This window comes from Sphingobacterium thalpophilum (assembly GCF_901482695.1).
GTDB classification, from domain to species: Bacteria; Bacteroidota; Bacteroidia; order Sphingobacteriales; family Sphingobacteriaceae; genus Sphingobacterium; species Sphingobacterium thalpophilum.
In genome coordinates this window covers 1,085,768-1,107,836 of sequence record NZ_LR590484.1, presented here as the reverse complement: position 1 = coordinate 1,107,836, position 22,069 = coordinate 1,085,768, and the positions used below count along the sequence as shown (strand labels likewise).

20 protein-coding genes are annotated in these 22,069 nt (G+C 41.2%); 11 read left to right on the top strand and 9 right to left on the bottom strand.

Translation table 11 applies throughout. The annotated features are described in order from the left end of the window. The first annotated feature begins 1 nt into the window (after position 1). Positions 2–1,048, top strand: coding sequence for a hypothetical protein (locus FGL37_RS04780; protein ID WP_028071549.1), 1,047 nt, complete (start codon positions 2–4; stop codon positions 1,046–1,048). Positions 1,049–1,050: 2 nt separating this feature from the next. On the opposite strand, the gene ruvC is transcribed toward FGL37_RS04780, so the two are convergent. After that, positions 1,051–1,617 carry a crossover junction endodeoxyribonuclease RuvC gene (gene ruvC / locus FGL37_RS04775; protein WP_028071548.1) on the bottom strand — a complete coding sequence of 189 codons (567 nt, stop codon included), beginning with the start codon at positions 1,615–1,617 and terminating at the stop codon, positions 1,051–1,053. A 100-nt stretch (positions 1,618–1,717) separates the two neighbouring features. Between ruvC and FGL37_RS04770 the strand changes: the two genes are divergently transcribed. Beyond that, complete coding sequence (locus FGL37_RS04770) at positions 1,718–2,692, top strand: lysylphosphatidylglycerol synthase domain-containing protein (RefSeq protein ID WP_028071547.1); 975 nt, start codon at positions 1,718–1,720, stop codon at positions 2,690–2,692. Next, positions 2,676–3,806: a glycosyltransferase gene (locus tag FGL37_RS04765; RefSeq protein ID WP_232048634.1), complete on the top strand. Its 1,131-nt coding sequence runs from the start codon at positions 2,676–2,678 to the stop codon at positions 3,804–3,806. The genes FGL37_RS04770 and FGL37_RS04765 overlap by 17 nt, the downstream gene beginning before the upstream one ends. A 5-nt stretch (positions 3,807–3,811) precedes the next feature. Here FGL37_RS04765 and FGL37_RS04760 read toward each other — a convergent pair whose 3' ends face one another. Next, entirely contained in the window at positions 3,812–4,546 is a 735-nt protein-coding gene (locus FGL37_RS04760; protein ID WP_028071545.1) for a lysophospholipid acyltransferase family protein, read from the bottom strand. Between the two features lie 424 nt (positions 4,547–4,970). Between FGL37_RS04760 and FGL37_RS04755 the strand changes: the two genes are divergently transcribed. Next, positions 4,971–6,344, top strand: coding sequence for an alpha/beta hydrolase family protein (locus FGL37_RS04755; protein ID WP_051607249.1), 1,374 nt, complete (start codon positions 4,971–4,973; stop codon positions 6,342–6,344). A 116-nt stretch (positions 6,345–6,460) separates the two neighbouring features. On the opposite strand, the gene FGL37_RS04750 is transcribed toward FGL37_RS04755, so the two are convergent. Together FGL37_RS04750 and FGL37_RS04745 are read right to left on the bottom strand one after the other, a co-directional pair. After that, positions 6,461–7,168, bottom strand: a complete 708-nt coding sequence (locus FGL37_RS04750) for an SDR family NAD(P)-dependent oxidoreductase (RefSeq protein WP_028071543.1) — start codon at positions 7,166–7,168, stop codon at positions 6,461–6,463. 2 nt (positions 7,169–7,170) lie between these two features. Further along, positions 7,171–8,085, bottom strand: coding sequence for a lysylphosphatidylglycerol synthase transmembrane domain-containing protein (locus FGL37_RS04745; RefSeq protein ID WP_028071542.1), 915 nt, complete (start codon positions 8,083–8,085; stop codon positions 7,171–7,173). Between the two features lie 263 nt (positions 8,086–8,348). Between FGL37_RS04745 and FGL37_RS04735 the strand changes: the two genes are divergently transcribed. From FGL37_RS04735 to FGL37_RS04725, 3 genes are all read left to right on the top strand, one after another. Continuing rightward, positions 8,349–9,110 carry a lipocalin family protein gene (locus tag FGL37_RS04735; protein ID WP_232048633.1) on the top strand — a complete coding sequence of 254 codons (762 nt, stop codon included), beginning with the start codon at positions 8,349–8,351 and terminating at the stop codon, positions 9,108–9,110. Between the two features lie 261 nt (positions 9,111–9,371). Continuing rightward, positions 9,372–10,523 (top strand): GDP-mannose 4,6-dehydratase, encoded by a 1,152-nt coding sequence (gene gmd, locus FGL37_RS04730; protein ID WP_028071539.1) that lies wholly within the window; start codon positions 9,372–9,374, stop codon positions 10,521–10,523. Between the two features lie 99 nt (positions 10,524–10,622). Beyond that, a complete protein-coding gene (locus FGL37_RS04725) occupies positions 10,623–11,549 on the top strand; it encodes a DUF8428 domain-containing protein (protein WP_138096676.1) in 927 nt (308 codons plus the stop codon). A 155-nt stretch (positions 11,550–11,704) separates the two neighbouring features. Here FGL37_RS04725 and FGL37_RS04720 read toward each other — a convergent pair whose 3' ends face one another. The 5 genes from FGL37_RS04720 to FGL37_RS04700 all read right to left on the bottom strand — a co-directional run bounded on the left by FGL37_RS04720 (position 11,705) and on the right by FGL37_RS04700 (position 19,854). Further along, entirely contained in the window at positions 11,705–15,451 is a 3,747-nt protein-coding gene (locus FGL37_RS04720) for a sensor histidine kinase (RefSeq protein ID WP_051607248.1), read from the bottom strand. Positions 15,452–15,536: 85 nt separating this feature from the next. Then, positions 15,537–16,310, bottom strand: a complete 774-nt coding sequence (locus FGL37_RS04715; protein WP_171019303.1) for a succinate dehydrogenase/fumarate reductase iron-sulfur subunit — start codon at positions 16,308–16,310, stop codon at positions 15,537–15,539. A gap of 15 nt (positions 16,311–16,325) precedes the next feature. Further along, positions 16,326–18,260, bottom strand: coding sequence for a fumarate reductase/succinate dehydrogenase flavoprotein subunit (locus FGL37_RS04710; protein WP_028071535.1), 1,935 nt, complete (start codon positions 18,258–18,260; stop codon positions 16,326–16,328). Between the two features lie 56 nt (positions 18,261–18,316). After that, a complete protein-coding gene (locus FGL37_RS04705) occupies positions 18,317–19,087 on the bottom strand; it encodes a succinate dehydrogenase cytochrome b subunit (protein WP_028071534.1) in 771 nt (256 codons plus the stop codon). A 170-nt stretch (positions 19,088–19,257) separates the two neighbouring features. After that, complete coding sequence (locus FGL37_RS04700; RefSeq protein WP_028071533.1) at positions 19,258–19,854, bottom strand: porin family protein; 597 nt, start codon at positions 19,852–19,854, stop codon at positions 19,258–19,260. An 88-nt stretch (positions 19,855–19,942) separates the two neighbouring features. On the opposite strand from FGL37_RS04700, the gene FGL37_RS04695 reads away from it, so the two are divergent. From FGL37_RS04695 to FGL37_RS04680, 4 genes are all read left to right on the top strand, one after another. Next, complete coding sequence (locus FGL37_RS04695) at positions 19,943–20,152, top strand: hypothetical protein (RefSeq protein ID WP_051607247.1); 210 nt, start codon at positions 19,943–19,945, stop codon at positions 20,150–20,152. Then, on the top strand, positions 20,149–20,490 hold the full coding sequence (locus tag FGL37_RS04690; protein ID WP_028071531.1) for a tRNA-binding protein: 342 nt from the start codon (positions 20,149–20,151) through the stop codon (positions 20,488–20,490). The genes FGL37_RS04695 and FGL37_RS04690 overlap by 4 nt, the downstream gene beginning before the upstream one ends. 9 nt (positions 20,491–20,499) lie before the next feature. Continuing rightward, on the top strand, positions 20,500–20,967 hold the full coding sequence (locus FGL37_RS04685; RefSeq protein WP_081817977.1) for a nucleoside deaminase: 468 nt from the start codon (positions 20,500–20,502) through the stop codon (positions 20,965–20,967). 102 nt (positions 20,968–21,069) lie between these two features. Further along, entirely contained in the window at positions 21,070–21,678 is a 609-nt protein-coding gene (locus FGL37_RS04680) for a superoxide dismutase (protein WP_028071529.1), read from the top strand. The last annotated feature ends 391 nt before the right edge of the window (positions 21,679–22,069 follow it).

Genomic DNA, 22,069 nt, shown 5'->3' with positions numbered 1-22,069 from the left:
AATGGAAGAGGTTCAAGACGTTAAGATTTCGAAGAAGAAGCCAATTTTTGAAGTGGGAGAAGGGCTTCATAAATATCTTCGAATGTATCAGCGGGATGAAAAGTTGCCTATCGGGTATAAGGACTTATTGAATTTTACCGAAACAGTACCCGTAATGGACAAATTTGGGAAAGATACATTCTGGGAGACACCACTTTACCCGCAACATCTGATCGACCAGCTGTATGATGGACTAAAAGTCATTTATGCCAAACTCAAGGCTTCTGGAAATACACGTATTGTACAGCATAAGTATATTGACCGTGTTGAATATTGCGGTTTTGGAAATACAAAACCGTTTCGGATTCGTATTGTCAACCGCCTGAACGATGTCTATGACTATTTCTATATCAAGCAGGCTGATGCTTCGCGAATTTATGGATTGGAACTCGAGGAGATATTGTCTCCCAACCAAGTGAATTATATGGTGGATCAAGATACATTGGTTGAGGAACATATTGTTGGTATTCCGGGCGATACATTCTCGCAGACGAGGATGTTTTCGCCGGATTACAATTTGACTCGTATTTCCAAGGAATTTGTCAAATTTAATGAACGCTGTATCATCACCTTACTCGGCGATATGCGTGCTTATAATTTTGTCATGCAGATCACGCCCGATTTTGATGACTTTCAGTTCAGAATCAGGGCTATTGATTTTGACCAGCAGTTTTATGAAGGCAATCCGAAAGTATATATGCCACAATTTTTCAAGGAAAATTATCCGTATGTCAAACTGGCAATGGAGCATCTCAATGAGAAAACGGTCTTGCAATATCAACAGGAGGAGCGATCTTCCATTGTCCACAGAGTGCGCAGTGAAAGACACCGGATTGCTGACCTGCGGGATGCTTCCCAGACTCAGGTACTATCCACGCCGGAAAATATCAGACAATTGCGAGAAGGTTATGCGGAGTTTTACCAGAATAATTCTTATCTGAAATGCAGAACCATGACCGATATAGTTGAACTGAATGTGAAAAATGTGATCCGTCAGGTGCAGATGTAACTCTATCGGATCCGGTCCTTATTATCGTTGATGAAGGCAGACCAGCCAGAATAAGATTTAGCGTTGCCCGATGTGCTATTTTTCTGAAAAGAATGGCATACAGCAATAGCCAGACCATCTGTGGCATCGAGAAACTGAGGTGTTTCTTCAAATTTTAAGAGTGTTTTGAGCATCGCAGAAACCTGCTCTTTGGTCGCATTTCCGTTTCCAGTAACAGATTGCTTGATTTTTCTGGGTGAATACTCAAAAATAGGAATGTCTTGCGCGAGGGCTGCCGCCATTGCTACTCCCTGTGCACGGCCCAATTTGAGCATGACCTGAATATTTTTTCCATAAAAGGGCGATTCCAAAGCGACACAGTCTGGATTATATTCCTGCATTAAGGCTGAGGTTTTCTTGAAGATCCGTTGCAATTTCAACGCATGATCATCGAGATGTCCCATTTTGATGACTCCCATGGAAATAAGGGATATCGTGTTGCCGACTTCTTTGATGATCCCGTAGCCAAGTACTACTGTGCCCGGGTCAATTCCCAAAATTATTCTTTCTTTCGCCTTTTCCTTCTGCATGTACAATATTACAAATTTTGCTTTTTATTAGCGGATTGCACGCGACAAAAGTTAATGATTTGGCTAAAATTTAGTAACATTGCTCTCTAAATATCGAAAGTTGACGGGGAGACAAAAAAAATATATCGGTCTACTAATAAAGATACTGGTTTTCGTACTTGCAACGTGGTACATTGTTGCGAAGGTGTCCGATCAGAGCAATATAAATAAATTCAAGACCTTGATTGCAGGATTAGAGCAGCATTCAGTAGTCTTGACATTGCTGTTGATCGTAGTGCTGATGCTAGTAAATTGGCTGTTGGAAGTCGTCAAATGGCGCTATCTGGCATCCAAATTAGAGCATCTTTCCTTTTGGAAGGCACTCCAGTCGGTCTTCTGTGGCCTTACCTGGGCTATTTTTACGCCCAATAGGATCGGCGAGTATGGTGGTCGTGTACTCTTCTTACAACCGCAGAACAGGGCACAGGGTGCTGTGGCGATGGGCGTTGGGCTATTTGCCCAGTTGGTGCTAACCAGTGTTGCTGGATCATTGAGCATCGCTTGGTTTATCTGTCAGTTTCTATCTCCACCGCTATCTGTTCAGTTCAGCGTCTGGTTGCTGGCGATTATCTATGCTGCAGGATTTGTTATTTTGTATTTTAACGTACGATGGGTGGATCTGCTGGTTGGAAAGATTAAATTTCTAGCCAAAATCAAACCCTTCTTTGGGGTATTAGAGCATTATACGACACGCGAGCTTTGCGTGGTACTGCTAAATTCATTGGCGAGGTTTATCATCTTCACCTCACAGTATATCATACTCATGAAATTGACCTTGCCCGAACTTCCGGTTCTGTCGATGGTGTTGATGATCTTTATTCTCTTCTTTGTTCAGGCAGCACTTCCGACGTTGGATATTTTTGATTTTAGCGTCCGCAGTTTTGTCGCAAGCAATCTTTATAGTTATATTACAACGCAAGAAATAGCAGTAATGGCAATTGTATCGTGTATCTGGTTTGTGAATCTCATACTTCCTGCTATATTTGGTTCTATATTTGTTTTTAAGATTAATTTTTTCGGTGATACAAATCCTTAGTTATTTACTGATCATTTTTGCCTGTGTATACGCCATTTTGGTCCTATGGATGCGTAAAGGCTGGATGGGGCTTCAGGTACACAAGTGTCTTCCGGAAGCGACGAAGACGGTGTCAGTCATCATTGCCGCCCGCAATGAAGAGCTAAACATCCGTCGGACAATAGAAGCGATATTGGGGCAGCATTTTCCCAGAGAGCAACTTGAACTGATTATCATCGACGATCATTCAGACGATAATACTTCTGCCATCGTGCAGGAATATCAGGGGGAAGGTGTTAAACTGATCCGGCTCAATGAAAATGGTCGTCTGAATTCCTATAAAAAGCTCGCGATCTCCAGAGCAATTGATTGTTGCTCTGGAGACATCATAATAACAACGGATGCGGATTGCAGGATGGGGCCAAAGTGGCTCGCGACAGTGGTTGGCACTTTTGAAAAGGAACATGCTTACCTATTGTCTTCGCCAGTTGTCTATTCGGAAGAAAAAAGCTATTTTGAACAGCTGCAGACGCTGGAATTTTTGTATCTGATCGGTTTGGGTGCTGCAGGTATTGGCAACGGCAAGCCAACCACATGTAACGGAGCAAATTTGGCCTATCGGAAAGATGTCTTTTGGGAAATGGGTGGATTCAATGGCATAGATGAGCTGGCGTCAGGTGACGATGAACTGTTTTTGCATAAAGTTGCAGAAAAATACCCGGAAAAAATTATATTCTGCAAGTCAAAGGACGCCACCGTGTATACGGATGCGAAGCCGGATTTGAAATCGTTTATTAGTCAGAGAAGACGTTGGGCTTCAAAAAGCACCAAATATAAAAACAAAGGTGTAATCGCCCTTGGAATCTCCATTTGGCTTTTTAATGTGTTGCTGCTGCTGTGTGGGATACTAGCGATTGCCGGAGTAAAACTGATCGGCTGGGTGGTGCTCTTTGCTCTTTTTCTCAAGATGGCAGTCGAATTTTTCTTTATTCAGCCCCTGACAAGGTTTGCTAGCCGGAACGAGCTGCTCTGGTATCTGCCGATATTGAGTGTATTGCATGTTTGTTATTTAACTTATATCGGTATGTTGGGTAACATCGGAAAATATGACTGGAAAGGTCGGCAGGTAAAATAATCCTTTTACTTTTCTACTTTCATTTTGATCGTTTCTTCTGCCAGTTTCACGATTTCTTCGGCACTTTTTCCTTCAGTAGATAAAGGATCAAGAACCTGCCATGTCATATGCAAGAAGGGAGTCAGTGGATACATACCGTATTGCACCATTTCGTACGATCCTGTAATCGCAACGGGTACAACCAGGGCATTCGGATTTTTCTTCAATAAAGTAGCGATTCCGCCAACATGAAACGCTTTCATTTTTCCGGTCTTTGATCTTGTTCCCTCCGGGAAGATAAAAGCTGACCAATTTTTAGTTTTCATATTGTTCGCCAGTTTTAGTATCTCCGCGATAGACTGTTTGGGATCATTACGGTCAATATTCGCCGCTCCGCCATGTTTTAGGTTGAATGATATGCTTGGGATGCCGCTAGCGAGTTCAATTTTAGAAATAAACTTGCCGTGAAATCGACGCAGAAAATAAATAAGTGGTGGAATATCAAAAGTACTTTGGTGATTTGCGACAAAAATCACTGGCTGGCCCAATGGAATCGATTTATTGTCGATAAAAGTTACCCGGTTAAATAATGTGTAATAGGAAGCAACTAAACACGCATTCAGCATATCCACGCTTTTCTTATGCGCACCATAACCACCCAGCTTCAGGCATAACCATTGGATCGGATGAAATATAATCAGGGACAGACCAAAACAGAACCAAAATATAATTGATAGGATATAACCCAAAACTTTTCTCATATGTTTTATTTAGTGCTACAAATATATCATTAAGCAATGATTTTTGAAATACATTGACAGTATTGTGTCTTTCATTGAATAGATATACCTTATATTTAGCCGCGAAGAGGCTCACCAGGCTGATAAATACACTCAAGTATTAGCTAGTGTTCATAACGCTGTTGACTATAAGCTACGGACTATCTGGTAAAAGCTTGTCATCCCGTCTCCTGATGCCGTGACCAGGGACATGCAGCATGCTTAGCTTGCCAGCAACAGTAGTAGTATTTAGACAATCGTAACAACGAATAATCTCTTTCGACAGCGGTATGGCAGGTGGGCCATGATAATCATTTTGTCGGGTGATTCGAATGTTGACTATTATTGTGGCATTATATTTTATGATGGGAAATAGGTATATTTTTATTTTGATTGAAAAAGAAATATGAAGAAGATTCTTTATTTATTTTTGATCTGCTTGCACTTTTCCTGTAGCAATGCACAGTCATTCGATGGGTCGTGGAAAGGGGAGGTAGAGGTCTCAGGACAGAAATTATTGCTGGTCTTTAATCTTGAGCAAGATAGCAATGATAGATGGATCGGTACATTTGAAAGCCCGATGCAGACTGCACAACGTTTTCCGATTGACGCTATTAAAGTGCAGAAAGATTCCATATGGATGGATGTCAAAGCGATCAGACTCTTTTATGCGGGATACCTGGACAGAGACAAAGATGTCATGAAAGGCGTGATGAAGCAGGGGAGCTTTGAATCAGCGATGATATTAGTTCGGAGTGAGAACGAAATGAGTGGGCTGTCCCGCAAACAGGACGTTTTCCCTCCTTATGACTATTTGGAGCAGCAAGTCTCATTTCGTAATCCCAAAGGAAATGCATCCCTCGCTGGGACTCTGACCTATCCAAAGGGAGGAGGGCCGTTCCCGGCCGTTGTTTTGGTCAATGGCAGCGGACAGCAGAATAGAGATTCGGAAGTTTTTGGGCACCGCCCTTTTAAAATACTGGCCGATCACTTGAGCAAAAATGGTTTTGCTGTATTGCGGTACGATGATCGTGGCATCGGCGGTTCGAAAGGAGAGGTAAATTTAGCTACCACTATTGATTTTGCTTCAGATGCAGATGCTGCAGTGGATTTTCTGAGCAAACAAAATACGGTCAAGTTAGGCAAGATTGGTATTGTGGGGCATAGTGAAGGAGCTCTGATAGCTGAAATAGTGGCAGCCGAAAACGATAAAGTCGATTATGTTGCATTATTGTCCGGCCCAGTTATTAAAGGTGATTCTTTGCTGATTTTACAGAGCTATGCGCTCGGAAAAGCGAGCGGATTATCCGAATCTGTACTGAATGAGAATAAAATCAGCAATCGCAGGATATATAATATTTTATTGCGAGACGAAACACCGCAGGAACTTTCGGGAATGCTGGAAAAGGAACTTGTACGCCAAAACCGTGGCAACCCATTAACATCGGATATGAAAATTAAACTGAGCCCGATGCTTATCCCTTGGTTCAGGACTTTTCTTCGTATCGATCCTGCCTATTATCTTAAACAGTTACGCGTGCCGATATTTGCCTCCTTTGGTGGGAAGGATGTGCAAGTGCCTGCAAATGAAAATATTTATGCTTTGCAGCATTTGCGCCTTAATACAACGGATGTTACGATTAAAGATTATCCCAATCTGAATCATCTTTTTCAGCAGGCTGAAACCGGAAAAATCGAAGAATATTTTGAAAATTCTGAAAGTTTTAATGAGCAACTGATGGACGATCTGACTCATTGGCTTAAACTGAAGGCGAGATAAATAGACTTGACTGGATTTTCGGCAAGGCAGCCGTCGTATAGAACGGAATACTCTTTCAGACAATTTTTACATTTCTAAAATTGTCTGAAAGAATTAAATGACCGGAGTCTTAATGATTAAGGAGTGGTATTTGCAACCGGCAATACTTTGCCATTGAAATAATGGTGACCTGTTTGTGCAAAATCAGCAATATATCTCCCCATTTCATAGGCGAGAGTACCGGCTTGCAAATCTGGGAAGGCCGCTTCGAACATCTCCGTTTGTGCAGATCCCAAAGCCAGACAGTTGACTTTAATACCTTTATCTTTAAACTCTTCGGCCAGGCATTCTGTCAATACTGCGAGTGCGCCTTTACTGGCCGAATAAGCTGAAAGTCCAGCAAATTTCATTGATCCCTGGAATCCGCCCATACTGCCGATGTTTACAATATGTGAGCCTTCATGCATCATTGGGACGACATGCTTTATCATGTTGACGTGCCCGATCACGTTGGTCTGTAGCATTTCAGCGAAATCTTGAGTGTCGGTTTCCATGAAAGACTTGTTAATCAAAGCACCCGCGTTATTGATCAAAATGTCCACACTATCAAACTTCGATTGGATGAAAGGTACAAGTGTAGCATAATCGTCATAGACAATATCGAATTGAGCGGGATAAAGTTCGCCGCCATCATAGTTGAGCTGGCTGGATATTTCATGCAGTTTCCGCAGCCTGTCGGCTGATCTGGCCAGGGCGATGACCTTGTTGTCTTTTTTTGAGGTCAAATCTAATACGGCTTCAAACCCTACACCGCTGCTTGCTCCGGTAATAATAATATTTGCCATGTCTATTCTTCTAGTTTTTGACTTTGTTCAACTTCTTCTACGGAAGGCAATTTATCTTCGCCAATTGCTTTCGGATGAAAAATAAAATAAATTCCCGATACAGCCACAATAGCCGAAATAATATAAAACAATAAAGTGATTAATACTGCGTTGTGCGAATCCACATGAAATATGCCCGCTCCCCACATAATGACTAACTCGCGCATGCCCAATCCGCCCACAGAAAAAGGAATGATGGAAACCAGGGAAGAGGCCAGAAATAAAAATAAGTAAGGAGAGAATTTACCGTTGAATCCTAAGGCGTAAAGAATGAGGATAGCTGCAATAACTTGCATGGACTGTACGCCTATCGCTTTTAAATGGGCTTTCAGAAAAGTAGTTTTATATTCTTTAAAGAACTTTGTGACGACCACATAATAGATGCCGCTGCCTAATATAAATAAAAGGATGGTCAGATAGTTCGGAATGCCTAGCTGTGGCATATAAGTGACCAGGGCAGCGATAATAAGGCACAAGGCCCATAATCCGCTGAGGCGATCTAGGAATAATGCAGTAAACAATTTTCTGCCTTTAATACTGAATCGTTTCCTGAGGAAGAAAATTTTATAGCCATCACCGCCAACGCCCCCAGGTAGAATCAGGTTATAGAACAGTCCCAGTTGGTACAGTTTCAGATTATACTTTTCAGACACATCCAGACCAATTGCTCTCAAGAAGGTGAGCAGCCGGGAGGAGGAGATCAGGATTGAAAGACTATAGGAAAGCAAGGCCAGCAATAAATAAATAGGGTTGGAATTAATGACAGCTTCCTGTAGATCTTTGAGTGAGACTTTGCTGAATACCCAGTATAAGGCTCCAATGGTAACGACAACCTTTAGTATGTTTTTTGCTATTTTTAACCCTTTTTTTTTGTTCATAGAATTTTTGCTTCCGTTCTGATCGGCGTTGTTGTCGATTTTGGAGAATCCAAAGTTAGGAACTTTGGCGAATTAAGCAATTTTAGTTACGCGATCGCTGGGTAAATTCTTGAATACAATAATATCAAATATAGAATGCCGAAGATTGTGGCCAGAGAAAATAGCCAATTTAGGTCAATTCTATTATATTTGTGCTTTAACACGGCTATCATCAATCCCAGGATAAAACAGAATAGCAATACGGGTGCGACAAGGGCAGCTTTGTGGGTGAATGCGAGGCTGATGTGACCCAGTTTTGCTTTCGATTCCTGTCCCAGAAAGAGTGGATAGGCGGCAAACGCCAGGAGGATGATAAACAACCTCATAAGAGTTTTCGCGATTATCTTGCTTGTGGTATGATTTTTGGCTGTGATCTTCATGATTTGTGGACTTATTTACTCCAAAAATACAATTTGAAATTAAAATTTATAGATATGAATCGATTAGTTTTATCATTAGCAACTATTTTTGCTACGGTGACCTTATTCTCTTGTGGTGCACAAAAGCAAGGTACATCATCTGGAAATGTTTCCAATACCAGTGTGTCTTCGGGACCAAGTGCTTCGGAATGGAAGTCCGCCGTTAAAGGAACTTGGACACTGAATTCAATCGATAGAGAAAACTTACCATCTACCTTTACTATTAAAAGTGTATTTGAGGAGGCTCCTGCAGAATGTTTTGTAGGGAGCACATGGAATTTCATAGGTAATGGAAAAGGGTCGATTACGTTCAACGCCCAAGGAACATTATGTGCACCCGGTGCTTCCCGTGAGATCTTTTGGTCAATTTATAATCCGGGCAAAGGCCTGGGTGAGCCACAGTTTCAGTTTAAAAAAATCTACGCAGGTGATAAAGCTAAAAATGTGACTACTGGTTATCGTATGGATCTCTCATATTCTGACGGTAACAAATTAGTCATGAAAATGCCCCTGACAGTTGCAAACGGAGAAGCGTATTTGGTGTTTAATTTCTCCCGAGTAAACTAAGTCAATAATAAAACCCAACAATAACAGAAAGCTATAGGAATTCCTATGGCTTTTTTTGTTTAAAATTTAATACTTTTACATTCCGAAATCTTCCGGATCTATGCAATGGGCTGTGAGTTTTAGAAAACAGTAAAAGAAACTGTTCATGATAACTTCGGTGCTGGTCTGGCAATGAATTCTACCAGCGCTTTTAGGCAACAGAAGAGGCTAAACATGTAGTATGTCAAAGGAACAAGGAGATCGGACTAATAAGAGAGAAATATGGCTGAACAAAACACGAAAACTGCATTAATAACAGGTATAACAGGTCAGGATGGCGCCTATTTGGCTGAATTCTTACTGAAAAAAGGGTATAAGGTGCATGGCCTAAAACGGAGAAGCTCCTTGTTTAATACGGATCGTATCGATCATCTTTATCAGGATCCTCATCTTGACAATAGAAATTTTACCTTGCATTTTGGTGATTTGACCGATTCGACCAACTTGATCCGCATTATCCAGGAAACACAACCCGACGAAATTTATAATCTGGCCGCACAATCTCACGTTAAAGTTAGTTTTGATACTCCTGAATATACAGCTAATGCCGATGGCATTGGTACGTTACGCATATTAGAGGCTGTCCGTCTGCTGGGATTGGTTGAAAAGACCCGAATCTATCAAGCATCCACTTCCGAATTATATGGACTGGTACAGGCGGTTCCACAAAGTGAAACAACGCCGTTTTATCCCCGGAGCCCCTACGCCGTCGCCAAGATGTATGCTTATTGGATTACCGTAAACTATCGTGAGGCGTATAATATGTATGCATGTAACGGTATCCTGTTCAATCATGAAAGCCCTGTCAGAGGAGAAACGTTTGTAACCCGCAAAATTACACGTGCTGTGGCTAAGATAGCATTGGGCTTGCAGGACAAGCTTTACTTGGGAAATCTTTCCGCGCAGCGGGATTGGGGACATGCCAAAGATTACGTAGAAGCGATGTGGCTTATCCTTCAGCAGGAAAAGCCGGAAGACTTTGTTATTGCTACCGGCGTGACGACCACCGTTCGGGACTTTGTCCGTATGGCATTTGCTGAACTGGGGATGGAAGTAGAATTCAGTGGTAAGGGTGAACAGGAAAAGGGCGTTATCATCGATGTGGATGAAGAACGTCTCGCCGCTTTAAATATTGATAAGTCCCTGATCAAGTTTGGTCAGACCGTTGTTAAAGTTGATCCTGCTTATTTTAGGCCGACTGAAGTTGACTTGTTAATTGGCGATCCCACTAAAGCCAATACAAAATTGGGCTGGAAACCAAAATATGACCTCCAGTCATTGGTAACAGATATGGTACAATCGGATCTACACCTGATGCGTAAAGAGGAATACCTCAAACAAGGTGGTTTTCAGACCCTAAACTACTTCGAATAAGTCTCCTTGGATAAAGGAAAAATAAAACTGGAATAATTTTTGTTTAAACATTTAATAGAAATGATGAAAAAACATCTACTATGAATATGACAGGCTATTATGATGAATTCAGAGGTTGTTTCGAGTAAACAGGAAGAGGAAAAAAAGAAGGATTCTTCTAAGATTTATTTCTTTATAATTGCAATAGCAGCGTTACTTGCCACCAATATATATTTTTATGTCAAATTTAAGACAAATGGTGAGAAAGTGTATGCATTGACTGTGGAGAAAGAAAATCTCCAAGTTCAGATTGATCGGATCGAAGCGGAATTGGATAAGATTGACGTCGAAAATGTACAGCTTACACCGGAGATGACGCTACAAAAGGAAGATTCGAGAGCTGAAATTGCAATTTTGCGAAAAAAATTGGAAAATCAAAGCATCACGGCTAGAGAAATTGATGATGCGCAACAAAAAATCAACCGGCTAAAAAAGCAGGTGGATAGCTATCGCATCAATGTACAGCGGTTGATTCAGGAAAACCAGATATTGTCAAAGCAAAATTCCAATCTTAGCGAATCTGTTGTTGAAAAGGAGAAACAGATTACGTCATTGGTGAACAGTAACTCCGAATTAAAGGAGAAAGTGGCGACAGCGTCTGCCCTGAAAGTCTCCAGTATAAGTATTAACGGTCTGGCTGTTAAAAGAAATGGGAAAGAATCGGTCGAAGAACGCGCCAAACGGGTAGATAAATTGAAAGTCAATTTTACTATTGCCGATAATGCGTTGGCCAAAACCGGTGAGCGGGATATTTTTGTACGGATTATAGATCCGCAAGGTAATCTGGTTGTGCAAGGTGACAACATTTTCTTTGTACATGGCGAAAAGTTGCAGTATACCTTTAAACACAACATTATGTTCACGAACAAAGGAGAAGAGTATATCGTCTATTGGGCTGCCGAAAATGGCTTTTCAAAAGGAGCTTATACAGTACTTCTTTATGAAGACAATGCGATCATGGGAAGATCAACCATTGTATTGCGTTAGGACTAATTATTGTTAGTCGATGGCGAAAGAAATAGATGTATATATGTGCTGCATTCAACAGCAATAAATATAACGGGTTAGATGCATTAGGGATCTAACCCGTTTTCATTTGGTCAATATCCCCCGAGCTTCAGACTCCAGCGTTCCATGCTTCATTAGGACTCGATCTGCTGCAAGGGCAATAAGATATGAAATGTGGTGCCTTCACCTTCCGCCGATTCAAAGAATATTTGGCCATTACATGCTTCTATTGTTTTTTTTACCAACACCAAACCCAAGCCGTTGCCCGAACTTTTTGTCGTAAAGTTGATTTGGAATATCTTGTCCTTCATGGCTTCGGGGATGCCGTAACCGTTGTCCCGCACGTCGATTTTTACAAACTTGTCCGAATAACGTTCGATGGAGATCTCTATTTTCATGTTTTTCCGGCCATATCCACCTTCGATGGCATTTTTGATTAAATTATTGAACGTACGTAACAATTCATTACCATCTGCTTTAACAATTAAGGTTTTTTGATCTGCGTTGTTGATTAACCGGATACTTACGTTTGGCGTATTATTGTACAAAGAGATGGATTGGGAGATTTTCTCCACAATATTGATGTTTTCCGTTACGGTAGTTGGAAATTTAGCAAAATGCGAAAATTCGGATGCAATCTGTGTAAGTGCGTCGATTTGTTCAATAAATGAGGTAGAGAACTTATTAAAACGGTCAGGAAATTTAGGATCATTATCCTTATACGACCTGCGGAGCTGTTGAATGCCTAATTTCATCGGTGTCAATGGATTCTTGATCTCGTGTGCGATCTGTTGCGCCATTTCACGCCAGGTCGATTCACGTTCCGTATCTTTTATTTTATTGGCATAGTCCTCCAATTTTATGATCATGAGATTATACTCTTTGATCAGAGTTCCGATCTCATCATTTCGCTGCCAGAATAGTGGCTCATTGGGCTGACCGAGTCGCAGCTGTGAGATCTTCTTACTGATGATGCTGAGCGGATTAGTCACACTATTGGCCACGAATGTGGCATAGAAACCAAATCCAATGATTATCAAGGAATAAATGTTGACTATGGTGTTTAAAAGTAGATTTTTATTAATATTTTCTTCCTTCTGCAAGGAAAAATTAGGGATACCGATATAAGCCAACGTATTGTAATTTTTGTCTCGGATAGTCGCATAACTCGTTTCAAACTGGAAGGTCCCAATTCCTTCATCCTCGATGGTCTCGGATTTCTTTAATATCGACAGATTTTTGAGAGCTGCCGGATTGATGAATGTCGAAAAAAGCTCTAGATCGTAGATCCGGCGCTGAGAGCTATAGAGTAGTCTTCCAGACTTCGAATACAGGTTAAAATCTTTGGATACGGTCTCGGATAGGGTTTTTAAAATGCTGATGAGCTGCGTTTCATTAGAGGCATCGTCAGTATCCGTCAACATATTTTCCATACGTTTGCCGAGCTCAATGATAAAGCGCTCCTTGCTATTTCTGTTGTTGTTATAAAGTTGTTTATTAATACTGATATACGAAATTACTGCAGATATCAGGATGGCCAGTATAACGGACGAAATGATGGAGGTCTGTATACGTGTTGAATACTGAATCTTATTGACGATTTTGTAAAATTGATATTTTAGGTTACGGAAGGTAAGCTTTGTGTTTTTCAGAAAAATGTAGAAGGACTTTATGAAATGGAAAATCACAAATACCATAAAAAATACGAGAAAGAGGAAGGATGTAGTGGCGACGTAGTCCCAAAAAGAAGGTTTCTGTTTGCTGATAACGTAAGTGGAAAATTTGTTGGCAATATATGCCATATGTAGGTATGCGTCTCTGTCAAGCACGGTAATGTATTGTCCAGGCGCCCCCTGTAGCCCTCTGAGATTGTTCTCATAGGTATATTTTCCAAATTGGGTCACCAGTGAGCCACCTTTATACAATGCGATCGAATAGTCGCCTTTATTATAGTATTGCGAGTTGTTGATGCGCATATCCGTCAGGATTTCAGGATAGGGCACGGTATAACTAAAATCCTTATTGGAGAGATTAATAATGATATTAACGGTTATGTCCGAATCGATCACAAGGGGAATTATCGAGAAATATTCATGCGTCCCCAGCTCGGCACTCGCCCGATAGAAATTCTGCGTGACCTTTATGGATTTATTGATCACTTTCTCGCGATATTCATTGATGCGATTTTGGCTGTAGGGATTTAACGGGATATTATTCTGATCATAATAATAGGCCTTGAACTCATATTTGGAAAGGTAGCCGCTAAAGTACTTTTTCTTAATAAAGTCATTGATAGCTTCTGTATTCGGATGCGGCAGACTAATATTAAATAAATGCTTCAGTTCTTTATCGTTAGCGATGCCGCTCTCAATATCTGAAAATAGTGAAACAGCATTCACATCATCCTCTGACTGAAGATTGCTGAGCAGAATTTTCATATCGATGAGATCGCGCTCCTGATAATAGCGGGCGTGTGTAATGGCACTTATTACTGCCCATAGAATAAGAACAGCGATATAATTTGTCAAGATATGACGATCAAAATATTTTTCGCCGAAGGACTTTACCAGAATGATCACGGCCAACAGGAGATTGACCAGGCTATTTTTCTCAATGTAGATCGATATAAGCAAAATGACAAAAATGACACAGGCTAACTGTATATTTAGCAGTTGCGTAGGCTTCAGTTCCAGTTTCTTCAGGAAGAATAGGACAAGGTCAATATAGATATTAAGCGCCAGAATTGCCAATCCGACGATACCCAGGTCTACCCAGCTCAAAAAATGAAGGTCGACAAGTTTGGTAAAATCAAAATAGATATTGTTGGAATGTGTGACCAGCGTACCGGCGATATCATATAAAAGAGCAAAGGCCAGATATATACTTAATATAAATGTGACGGCTATCGGAAGTTTAAAGAGCCGGATATTTCTGATTTTGTCAAAACTTAGTTCCTTTCGGATCGAATAAATGAATAGGACAAGCCAGAGAAGCAAAATGGTCGTGGAAAGGACAGACCAGATGTTTGGAAAGAGACTGTTATAGGCGTAATTGCGGGAATCAAAGATTGCAAATGTGGCATTCTCTGACAGTAGATTCCATTCGAGGTCTGCAACTTTTACCAAAATAAAAACTAGGGCGAGAAGCAAGGTGCCATACCAGGGCTTTCCGGTCTTAGCCATATGCAAGCAAAGGCTGTTAAAGAAAATTAGCAGTGCAATCCAACCCATAAGCCAGCAAAAGAACTGTAAAATGGTATATGCGTTTTCATGCTCACCTTCCTTGAGTTTCACCGAGAAGAGATAGGAGCCTTCGCTACTATAAATATTTTTAATCGCCACCGTATCGGTGTAAGAAGCAATATCGATATTCCTGGTCTCAAAGAAGTTTCTCCGGAGAGACGAGTTTAGATAAGGATTATTATTGTTTGTATAGCCCTTAACAAGGATATATGCGAGGATGCTTATATTGCCGATGGTCTTTTTACGGACCACATAAGAGCGGTTGTCGTCCTGCGTAAAATGCGATTTTTCCAGGAAGCCCTGATCTGTGATCGGTACAAATAAATGGGTACTCCACATCTTAGGCTCATGGTTCTTAAAAAGGAAAAGAAATATCTTATCCTGATTCTTGTACTTTTCAAAAGCTTGATAAACGGCTATCGGATACTGATCGTAGTTCTTGAATGTTTTGAGAAGCAGGGAATCATTGAATATTTTGTCGACTTTTTTCTCCTGTTCGGCAATGTGATCATTGAGCGATTTGGTGTCAATGTCCAGTATTTCTTTATTAGTGACAGATTCTTTGATGGTTATCGCTGTCCCGATAAAGCAAAGCGTTAAAATGAGTAGAAGTAAACGAATTTTTATACCAGAATTCACGTTAGTCAATTTACATTATTGTAAATATAAAAAAAAGTCCTTGCTTTCTTAGGGCAAGGACTTTTATATTATTTTATTGTAGCGCCTAGGCGTGAGGTTCTTCTTGTCTGAAGATTTTAGCCGTCAAATATTCACGGTTAAGACGAGCAATATTTGTCAGCTTGATACCTACAGGACATTCAGCCTCGCAGGCACCAGTATTGGTACAGTTACCAAAGCCCTCTGCATCCATTTGGTCTACCATAGCCTGGGCACGTTCGTAGCGCTCAGTTTGGCCTTGCGGTAAAAGAGCGAACTGTGATACTTTCGCAGATACAAACAACATCGCTGAAGCGTTTTTACAGGCTGCCACACAAGCACCGCAACCGATACAAGTAGCCGATTCAAATGCTTCGTCGGCAATACGTTTCGGAATAGGAATAGTGTTGGCATCAGGAACACCTCCCGTATTTATATTGATATATCCACCTGCCTGCTGGATGCGGTCGAAAGCTGTACGGTCTACAGCAAGATCTTTTAGCACTGGAAACGCTGCTGCTCTCCAAGGCTCAATCACGATCGTCTGTCCATCGTGGAAACTGCGCATATGCAACTGGCAGGTTGTAGTACCTTGTTTAGGACCGTGCGGGCGACCGTTGATCACGAGTGAACACATACCACAAATACCTTCACGGCAATCGTGGTCAAAGTATATCGGATCTTCGCCTTTACGTGTCAATTCTTCATTCACAATATCAAGCATCTCTAAGAAAGACATATCATCAGCGATATCGTTTGCCTGATAAGTCACAAATTGACCTCTCTCTTTATCATTTTTTTGACGCCAAACTTTCAGCGTTAAATTCATATGTTGTGCCATGATAATATTTCTTTCTTATTTATAACTTCTTTGTGTTAACTGAACGTTTTCGAATACAAGATCTTCCTTGTGCAATTGCTCAGGTACATTTTCTCCCTTGTATTCCCAAGCCGATACATAAGCGAATTCTTCATCGTTACGTTTGGCTTCCCCTTCTTCAGTTTGGCTTTCCAAGCGGAAGTGACCACCGCAGGACTCTGCACGTTGCAGTGCGTCGACGACCATTAATTCGCCCAATTCCAAGAAGTCTGCTACACGGCCAGCTTTCTCTAAAGAAAGGTTAAGTTCTTCGTTCTCACCAAGAACTCTAGCATTGGTCCAGAATTCTTTTCTAAGCTCCTGGATCAAACCTTGCGCTTTTTGTAATCCTTCTGCAGTACGCGCCATTCCACAATATTCCCACATGATGTGACCTAGCTTTTTGTGGATATCATCCACTGTTTGCGTACCTTTTAGCGACAATAACTTATTGATTCGGTCTTCCACTTCTTTCCGTGTAGCTTCAAACGCTGGGTGATTGTGGTCAACTGGAGCGAAAGAACCTAATTTAGCTAGGTAGTCCCCCACTGTGTAAGGAATAACGAAGTAGCCATCAGCAAGCCCTTGCATCAACGCAGATGCACCTAAGCGGTTAGCGCCGTGATCCGAAAAGTTACATTCACCTAGGGCATAAAGACCCGGAATTGTAGTCATTAAATTGTAATCAACCCATACACCACCCATTGTATAATGTACAGCAGGGTAGATACGCATCGGTTCTTTATAAGGATTTTCATCTGTGATCTGGTAGTACATGTCAAATAAGTTACCATATTTTGCACGTACAGCATCTTCACCTAGGCGGCCGATCGCTTCTTTAAAATCCAAGAAAACGGCAAAACCAGTTTTACCTACTCCGCGGCCGTCATCAACAGCTTCTTTGGCATTACGTGAGGCAACGTCGCGTGGTACCAAATTACCGAACGAAGGATATTTACGTTCCAGGAAGTAATCTCTATCCTCTTCTTTGATATCATTGGCTTTGATCTCCCCCTTACGTAATTTCTCCGCCATTTCACGGGTTTTAGGAACCCAGACACGACCATCATTACGAAGAGATTCTGACATCAAAGTCAATTTCGACTGGTGATCTCCAGTGACAGGGATACACGTAGGGTGGATCTGCGTGTAACATGGATTTGCAAAATAAGCACCGCGTTTGTGCGCTCTCCAAGCTGCAGTCACGTTACAACCCATGGCATTGGTCGATAAGAAGAATACGTTGCCATAACCACCAGTACACATCAATACAGCATGCGCAGCATGTGTTTCAATTTTACCGGATACAAGGTCACGTGTAACGACTCCCTTAGCGTGACCGTCAATCACTACCAAATCCAGCATCTCATGACGTGTATAGGATTTGACTTTACCTTTTTTAATCTGACGGTTCAATGCAGAGTAAGCTCCCAATAATAACTGTTGTCCAGTTTGACCACGCGCATAAAATGTACGGCTTACTTGAGCACCACCAAAAGAACGGTTGTCCAATAGACCGCCATATTCACGTGCAAATGGAACACCTTGCGCAACGCATTGGTCGATAATATTCACCGAAACTTCCGCCAAACGATATACGTTTGCTTCACGTGAACGGTAATCACCTCCTTTGATCGTATCGTAGAATAAACGAAACACTGAGTCACCATCATTTTGATAACTCTTCGCCGCATTAATACCACCTTGAGCCGCGATTGAGTGGGCACGACGAGGTGAATCCTGGTAACAGAATGTAATTACATTGTATCCTAGTTCGGCTAACGATGCAGCTGCAGACGCACCTGCGAGACCTGTACCAACAACGATAATCGTAAACTTACGTTTGTTAGCAGGGTTAACCAATTTAAGATTAAATTTATGATTTGACCACTTTTGGGCCAATGGGCCCGCTGGTACTTTTGAATCTAACATATCTCTTAATTTTATATTGATCGATAAGGCCTGAACCTTATCTTAAAGATTCCGAATTATTTAAAGAAGAAAAACAATGGCATTAATGCAAAGCCTATTGGAATTAAAACCCCAAATACCCAAACACCGATCCCTCTGATAATTCCAATGTATCTTCTGTGATTGAAACCCAAAGTCTGGAATGCGGATTGGAAACCATGAATTAAGTGGAATGCCAGCGCTGCCATCGCAATGACATATAAAGCGACCAATGCAACATTTTGAAAAGCAAAGTCTACTTGTTTGTACAAATCTCTTGCCTTTACGATTTGAACATTGTTTTCTACCGTTTCCTGATAGTCATGGAATTCAGAAGCTTGAAGTTCTCTCGCTGTTGTTTGTCCAGTTGCCAAATCAGTGCGGTATTCAATGTACGGTACTTGATCATTATGGAACTTCCACCAAAAATTGGACATATGCGTAGCTATGAATACTAAAATGACCGTACCCAAGATACCCATGTTGCGTGAATTCCATTTACTGTTTGCTTGGCCGTCATATTTAGCATAACCAATAGGACGAGCGGCTTTATTTTTCATCGTCAATGTGATGGCATAGATGACGTGAATGATTACCGAAGCATACAATAAGTAAGAAACAACTTTGATTGGTGTAAAGTGAGTCATAAAGTAAGCGTACTTGTTGAACGCTAGACCCGCATCATCTTTAAATAATTGCAAGTTACCAACCAAGTGAACAACCAGGAATAAACATAGAAAGATTCCTGTTAAGCTCATGATTAGCTTCTTCCCAATCGAAGAACTGAAAACTGGCTTTGATTTACTCATTATCCTTGTAATTTAATTTTAATTAGGCAAATCTACTATTTGCTATTAAATATGATACCATTTTGACAAGAAAAAGCAATAATTTAGAACGGTTCTAAAGTTTGTGAAAACAAAAAGTCCGTTTTGGATAAAAACGAACTTTAAATGATGTCTAAATGCTGGTTAACTGACTACAGGATGCTGAATAATCTATAGCCTAAGCCAATACTCCACATATTGATTTTGGGATTTGCCTGGCTTTCGTTGTTGACCTTATTCAGTCCCATTTCATAACGTACGTCTACCCGTAAGCTTGAAATGTCAGCGCCCACGCCAAAAGCCCATGATGTGCCGCTTTTTTTGTAATTGTTCGGGTTCAGCTGGTCGATCACTTTATCCTGTTTGTCGTCTACTTTAAATGAGAAAATTGGGCCGGTCTGTATTCTTGCACCGATTGGCCCTAGACCAAAACGTTTACCCAACAATACCGGAACGTCAACTGTTGTAAACTTTACATCTGTCGTTTCTCCATTTTCTGCTTTTACGGTAGTGTTTTTGCCCGTTAGGTAGACCTCTGGTTGCACATGGAATCCCAAGACGCCGACACGGCCGTAAAGACCTGCTTGATAACCTGCTTTGGTATCTGAATTGAAGTATTTGCCGTCGCTTTTGAATTTTGAAAAGTTCAAAGCGCCTTTTAGGCCGACTTCAAAACCTGGTAACAACTGTGCCTGTGCTGTTGCTATGCTACCACAAATCAAGAGTAATGCGGGTAAAATCTTTTTCATAGTCTTTTATTTATGTATATATTGTATCTTTAAACAAACTTTCACAAGTTTGGTAAAGATATACAAATTTTATACCTAAATCGTAGTTATGCTGAAAATTAACGAAGAACAATGGCTGGTAGCCAAAGAAAAACTCCGTCGTAAGTATAATCACTTAAGTGACGAAGACTTAGCTTTTCAGGCAGGGGAAGAGGAAAAATTAGTAGCCAAATTAGCACAGCGCTTAAGGAGAAAACCTTCTTATATTTTATTTACGATTGGCAAGGAGATCGAAGACATTAATAGTAATCGCCTATGAGCAGTGTCATTACCTGGGCGGAGTTTGAGCGGGTCGATTTGCGTGTTGGGACGGTGCTGGAGGTACAGGATTTTCCCAAAGCCAGAAAACCTGCCTATCAGCTAAAAATCGATTTTGGTAGCGAGATTGGAATTTTGCAGAGCAGTGCACAGATTACTGTACACTATACCAAAGAAGAGTTGCTGGGTAAGCAAGTTGTTGCAGTGGTAAATTTCCCGAAGAAGCAAATTGCCAATTTTTTCTCCGAATGTCTGGTGACCGGTTTTGCGGATGAGAAAGGAGATATTATTTTGACTTCAGTGGACAAAAAATTACCAAATGGAGCTAAACTTAGTTAAGTTTGCGGTATGACGTTTATAGATTTTGAAGGCACCCAACTGATTGATAGCGACGAGTCCTTTATGCGTATGGCTTTAACTGAGGCAAAGCGGGCGCTGGAAGAAGGAGAGGTACCCATCGGTGCCGTAGTCGTACACAAGGGGCGTGTAATTGGCAAAGGACATAATCTAACCCAGCGGCTCAATGATGTAACAGCGCATGCCGAAATGCAGGCTTTCACAGCTGCAGCAAACTATCTCGGGGGCAAATATCTGGATGAATGTACGCTATACGTAACTATCGAACCCTGTATTATGTGTGCTGGAGCCGCCTATTGGACCCATATCGGTAAAATCGTATATGGGGCAAAGGACGAAAAGCGAGGATATTCGCATTTTCATGACAAAATTCTCCATCCCAAAACTGTCATCGTGCAGGGAATTTTGGAGGAGGAATGCGCAGATCTGGTTAAATCATTTTTTCGTCAAAAACGTTAAACAAATTTTCAATTTATCGTAATACATAAAAACATAACAGGGTATATTGTGTTATATTTGTATATATAAACGAAGTAATTCACATTTAAAATTAAAATAGATATGGCATTTGAATTAGAAGCGTTACCATACGCAGCCGACGCATTAGAACCACATATTGACAAAACTACAATGGAAATCCACCATGACAGACACCATCAGGCATATGTGGATAATTTAAATAAAGCAATCGCGGGTACAGACGCCGAAAACTTGTCTTTACTGGATATTATCAAGAACGTAAGTAAGTATGCCCCTGCTGTACGGAACAACGGCGGTGGTCACTACAACCACTCGCTATTTTGGAAAGTGTTGGGGCCAAACGCTGGAGGTGCTCCAACCGGTGAGCTGGCAGAAGCAATCAATGCGGCGTTTGGTTCATTTGATGAGTTGAAAAAACAACTTCAGGCAGCTGGAGCGGCACGTTTCGGGTCAGGCTGGGCTTGGCTGATCGTTAATGCTGAGGGCAAACTCGCAGTGACTTCTACACCAAATCAGGATAACCCGTTAATGGATGTTGCCGAAGTAAAAGGTACTCCGATCTTAGGTATCGACGTTTGGGAGCATGCTTATTACCTGAAGTTCCAAAACAAACGCCCAGCATACTTGGAAGAAATTTTTAATGTGATCAATTGGGATGCAGTAGCACAAAATTATGCTGCGGCTAAATAGTTGAATCCGTTTACATCATACGAAGGAGCGGCAATATAAATTATTGCCGCTTTTTTGTTTAACAATAATTTTCTATTCGCACCTTGTCCTTATCGACAATTGAAAAAGAACCCGGCTGCCGACGGAAAATAAGTCTGTTGAAAGCCTCATCCCGCACTCCTTGTTACGTCTTTTTTTTAAGCTGTATAAGTCATGTTTAGAAGAGCACATTGGCATGGAATCCAGTGAAAAACGGTTGTCTTCTGGGGTAGACTGCCAACAGTATCACTGCCAGCTGTGATAATGCCATCATCATCTATGTACGATAATCGCTAACATGATCACGTTGCATGTGAAAGAACCAAATTGTCGGTCGGCCATAAACCGAAATTGGAAAAAATTAAACGTATCT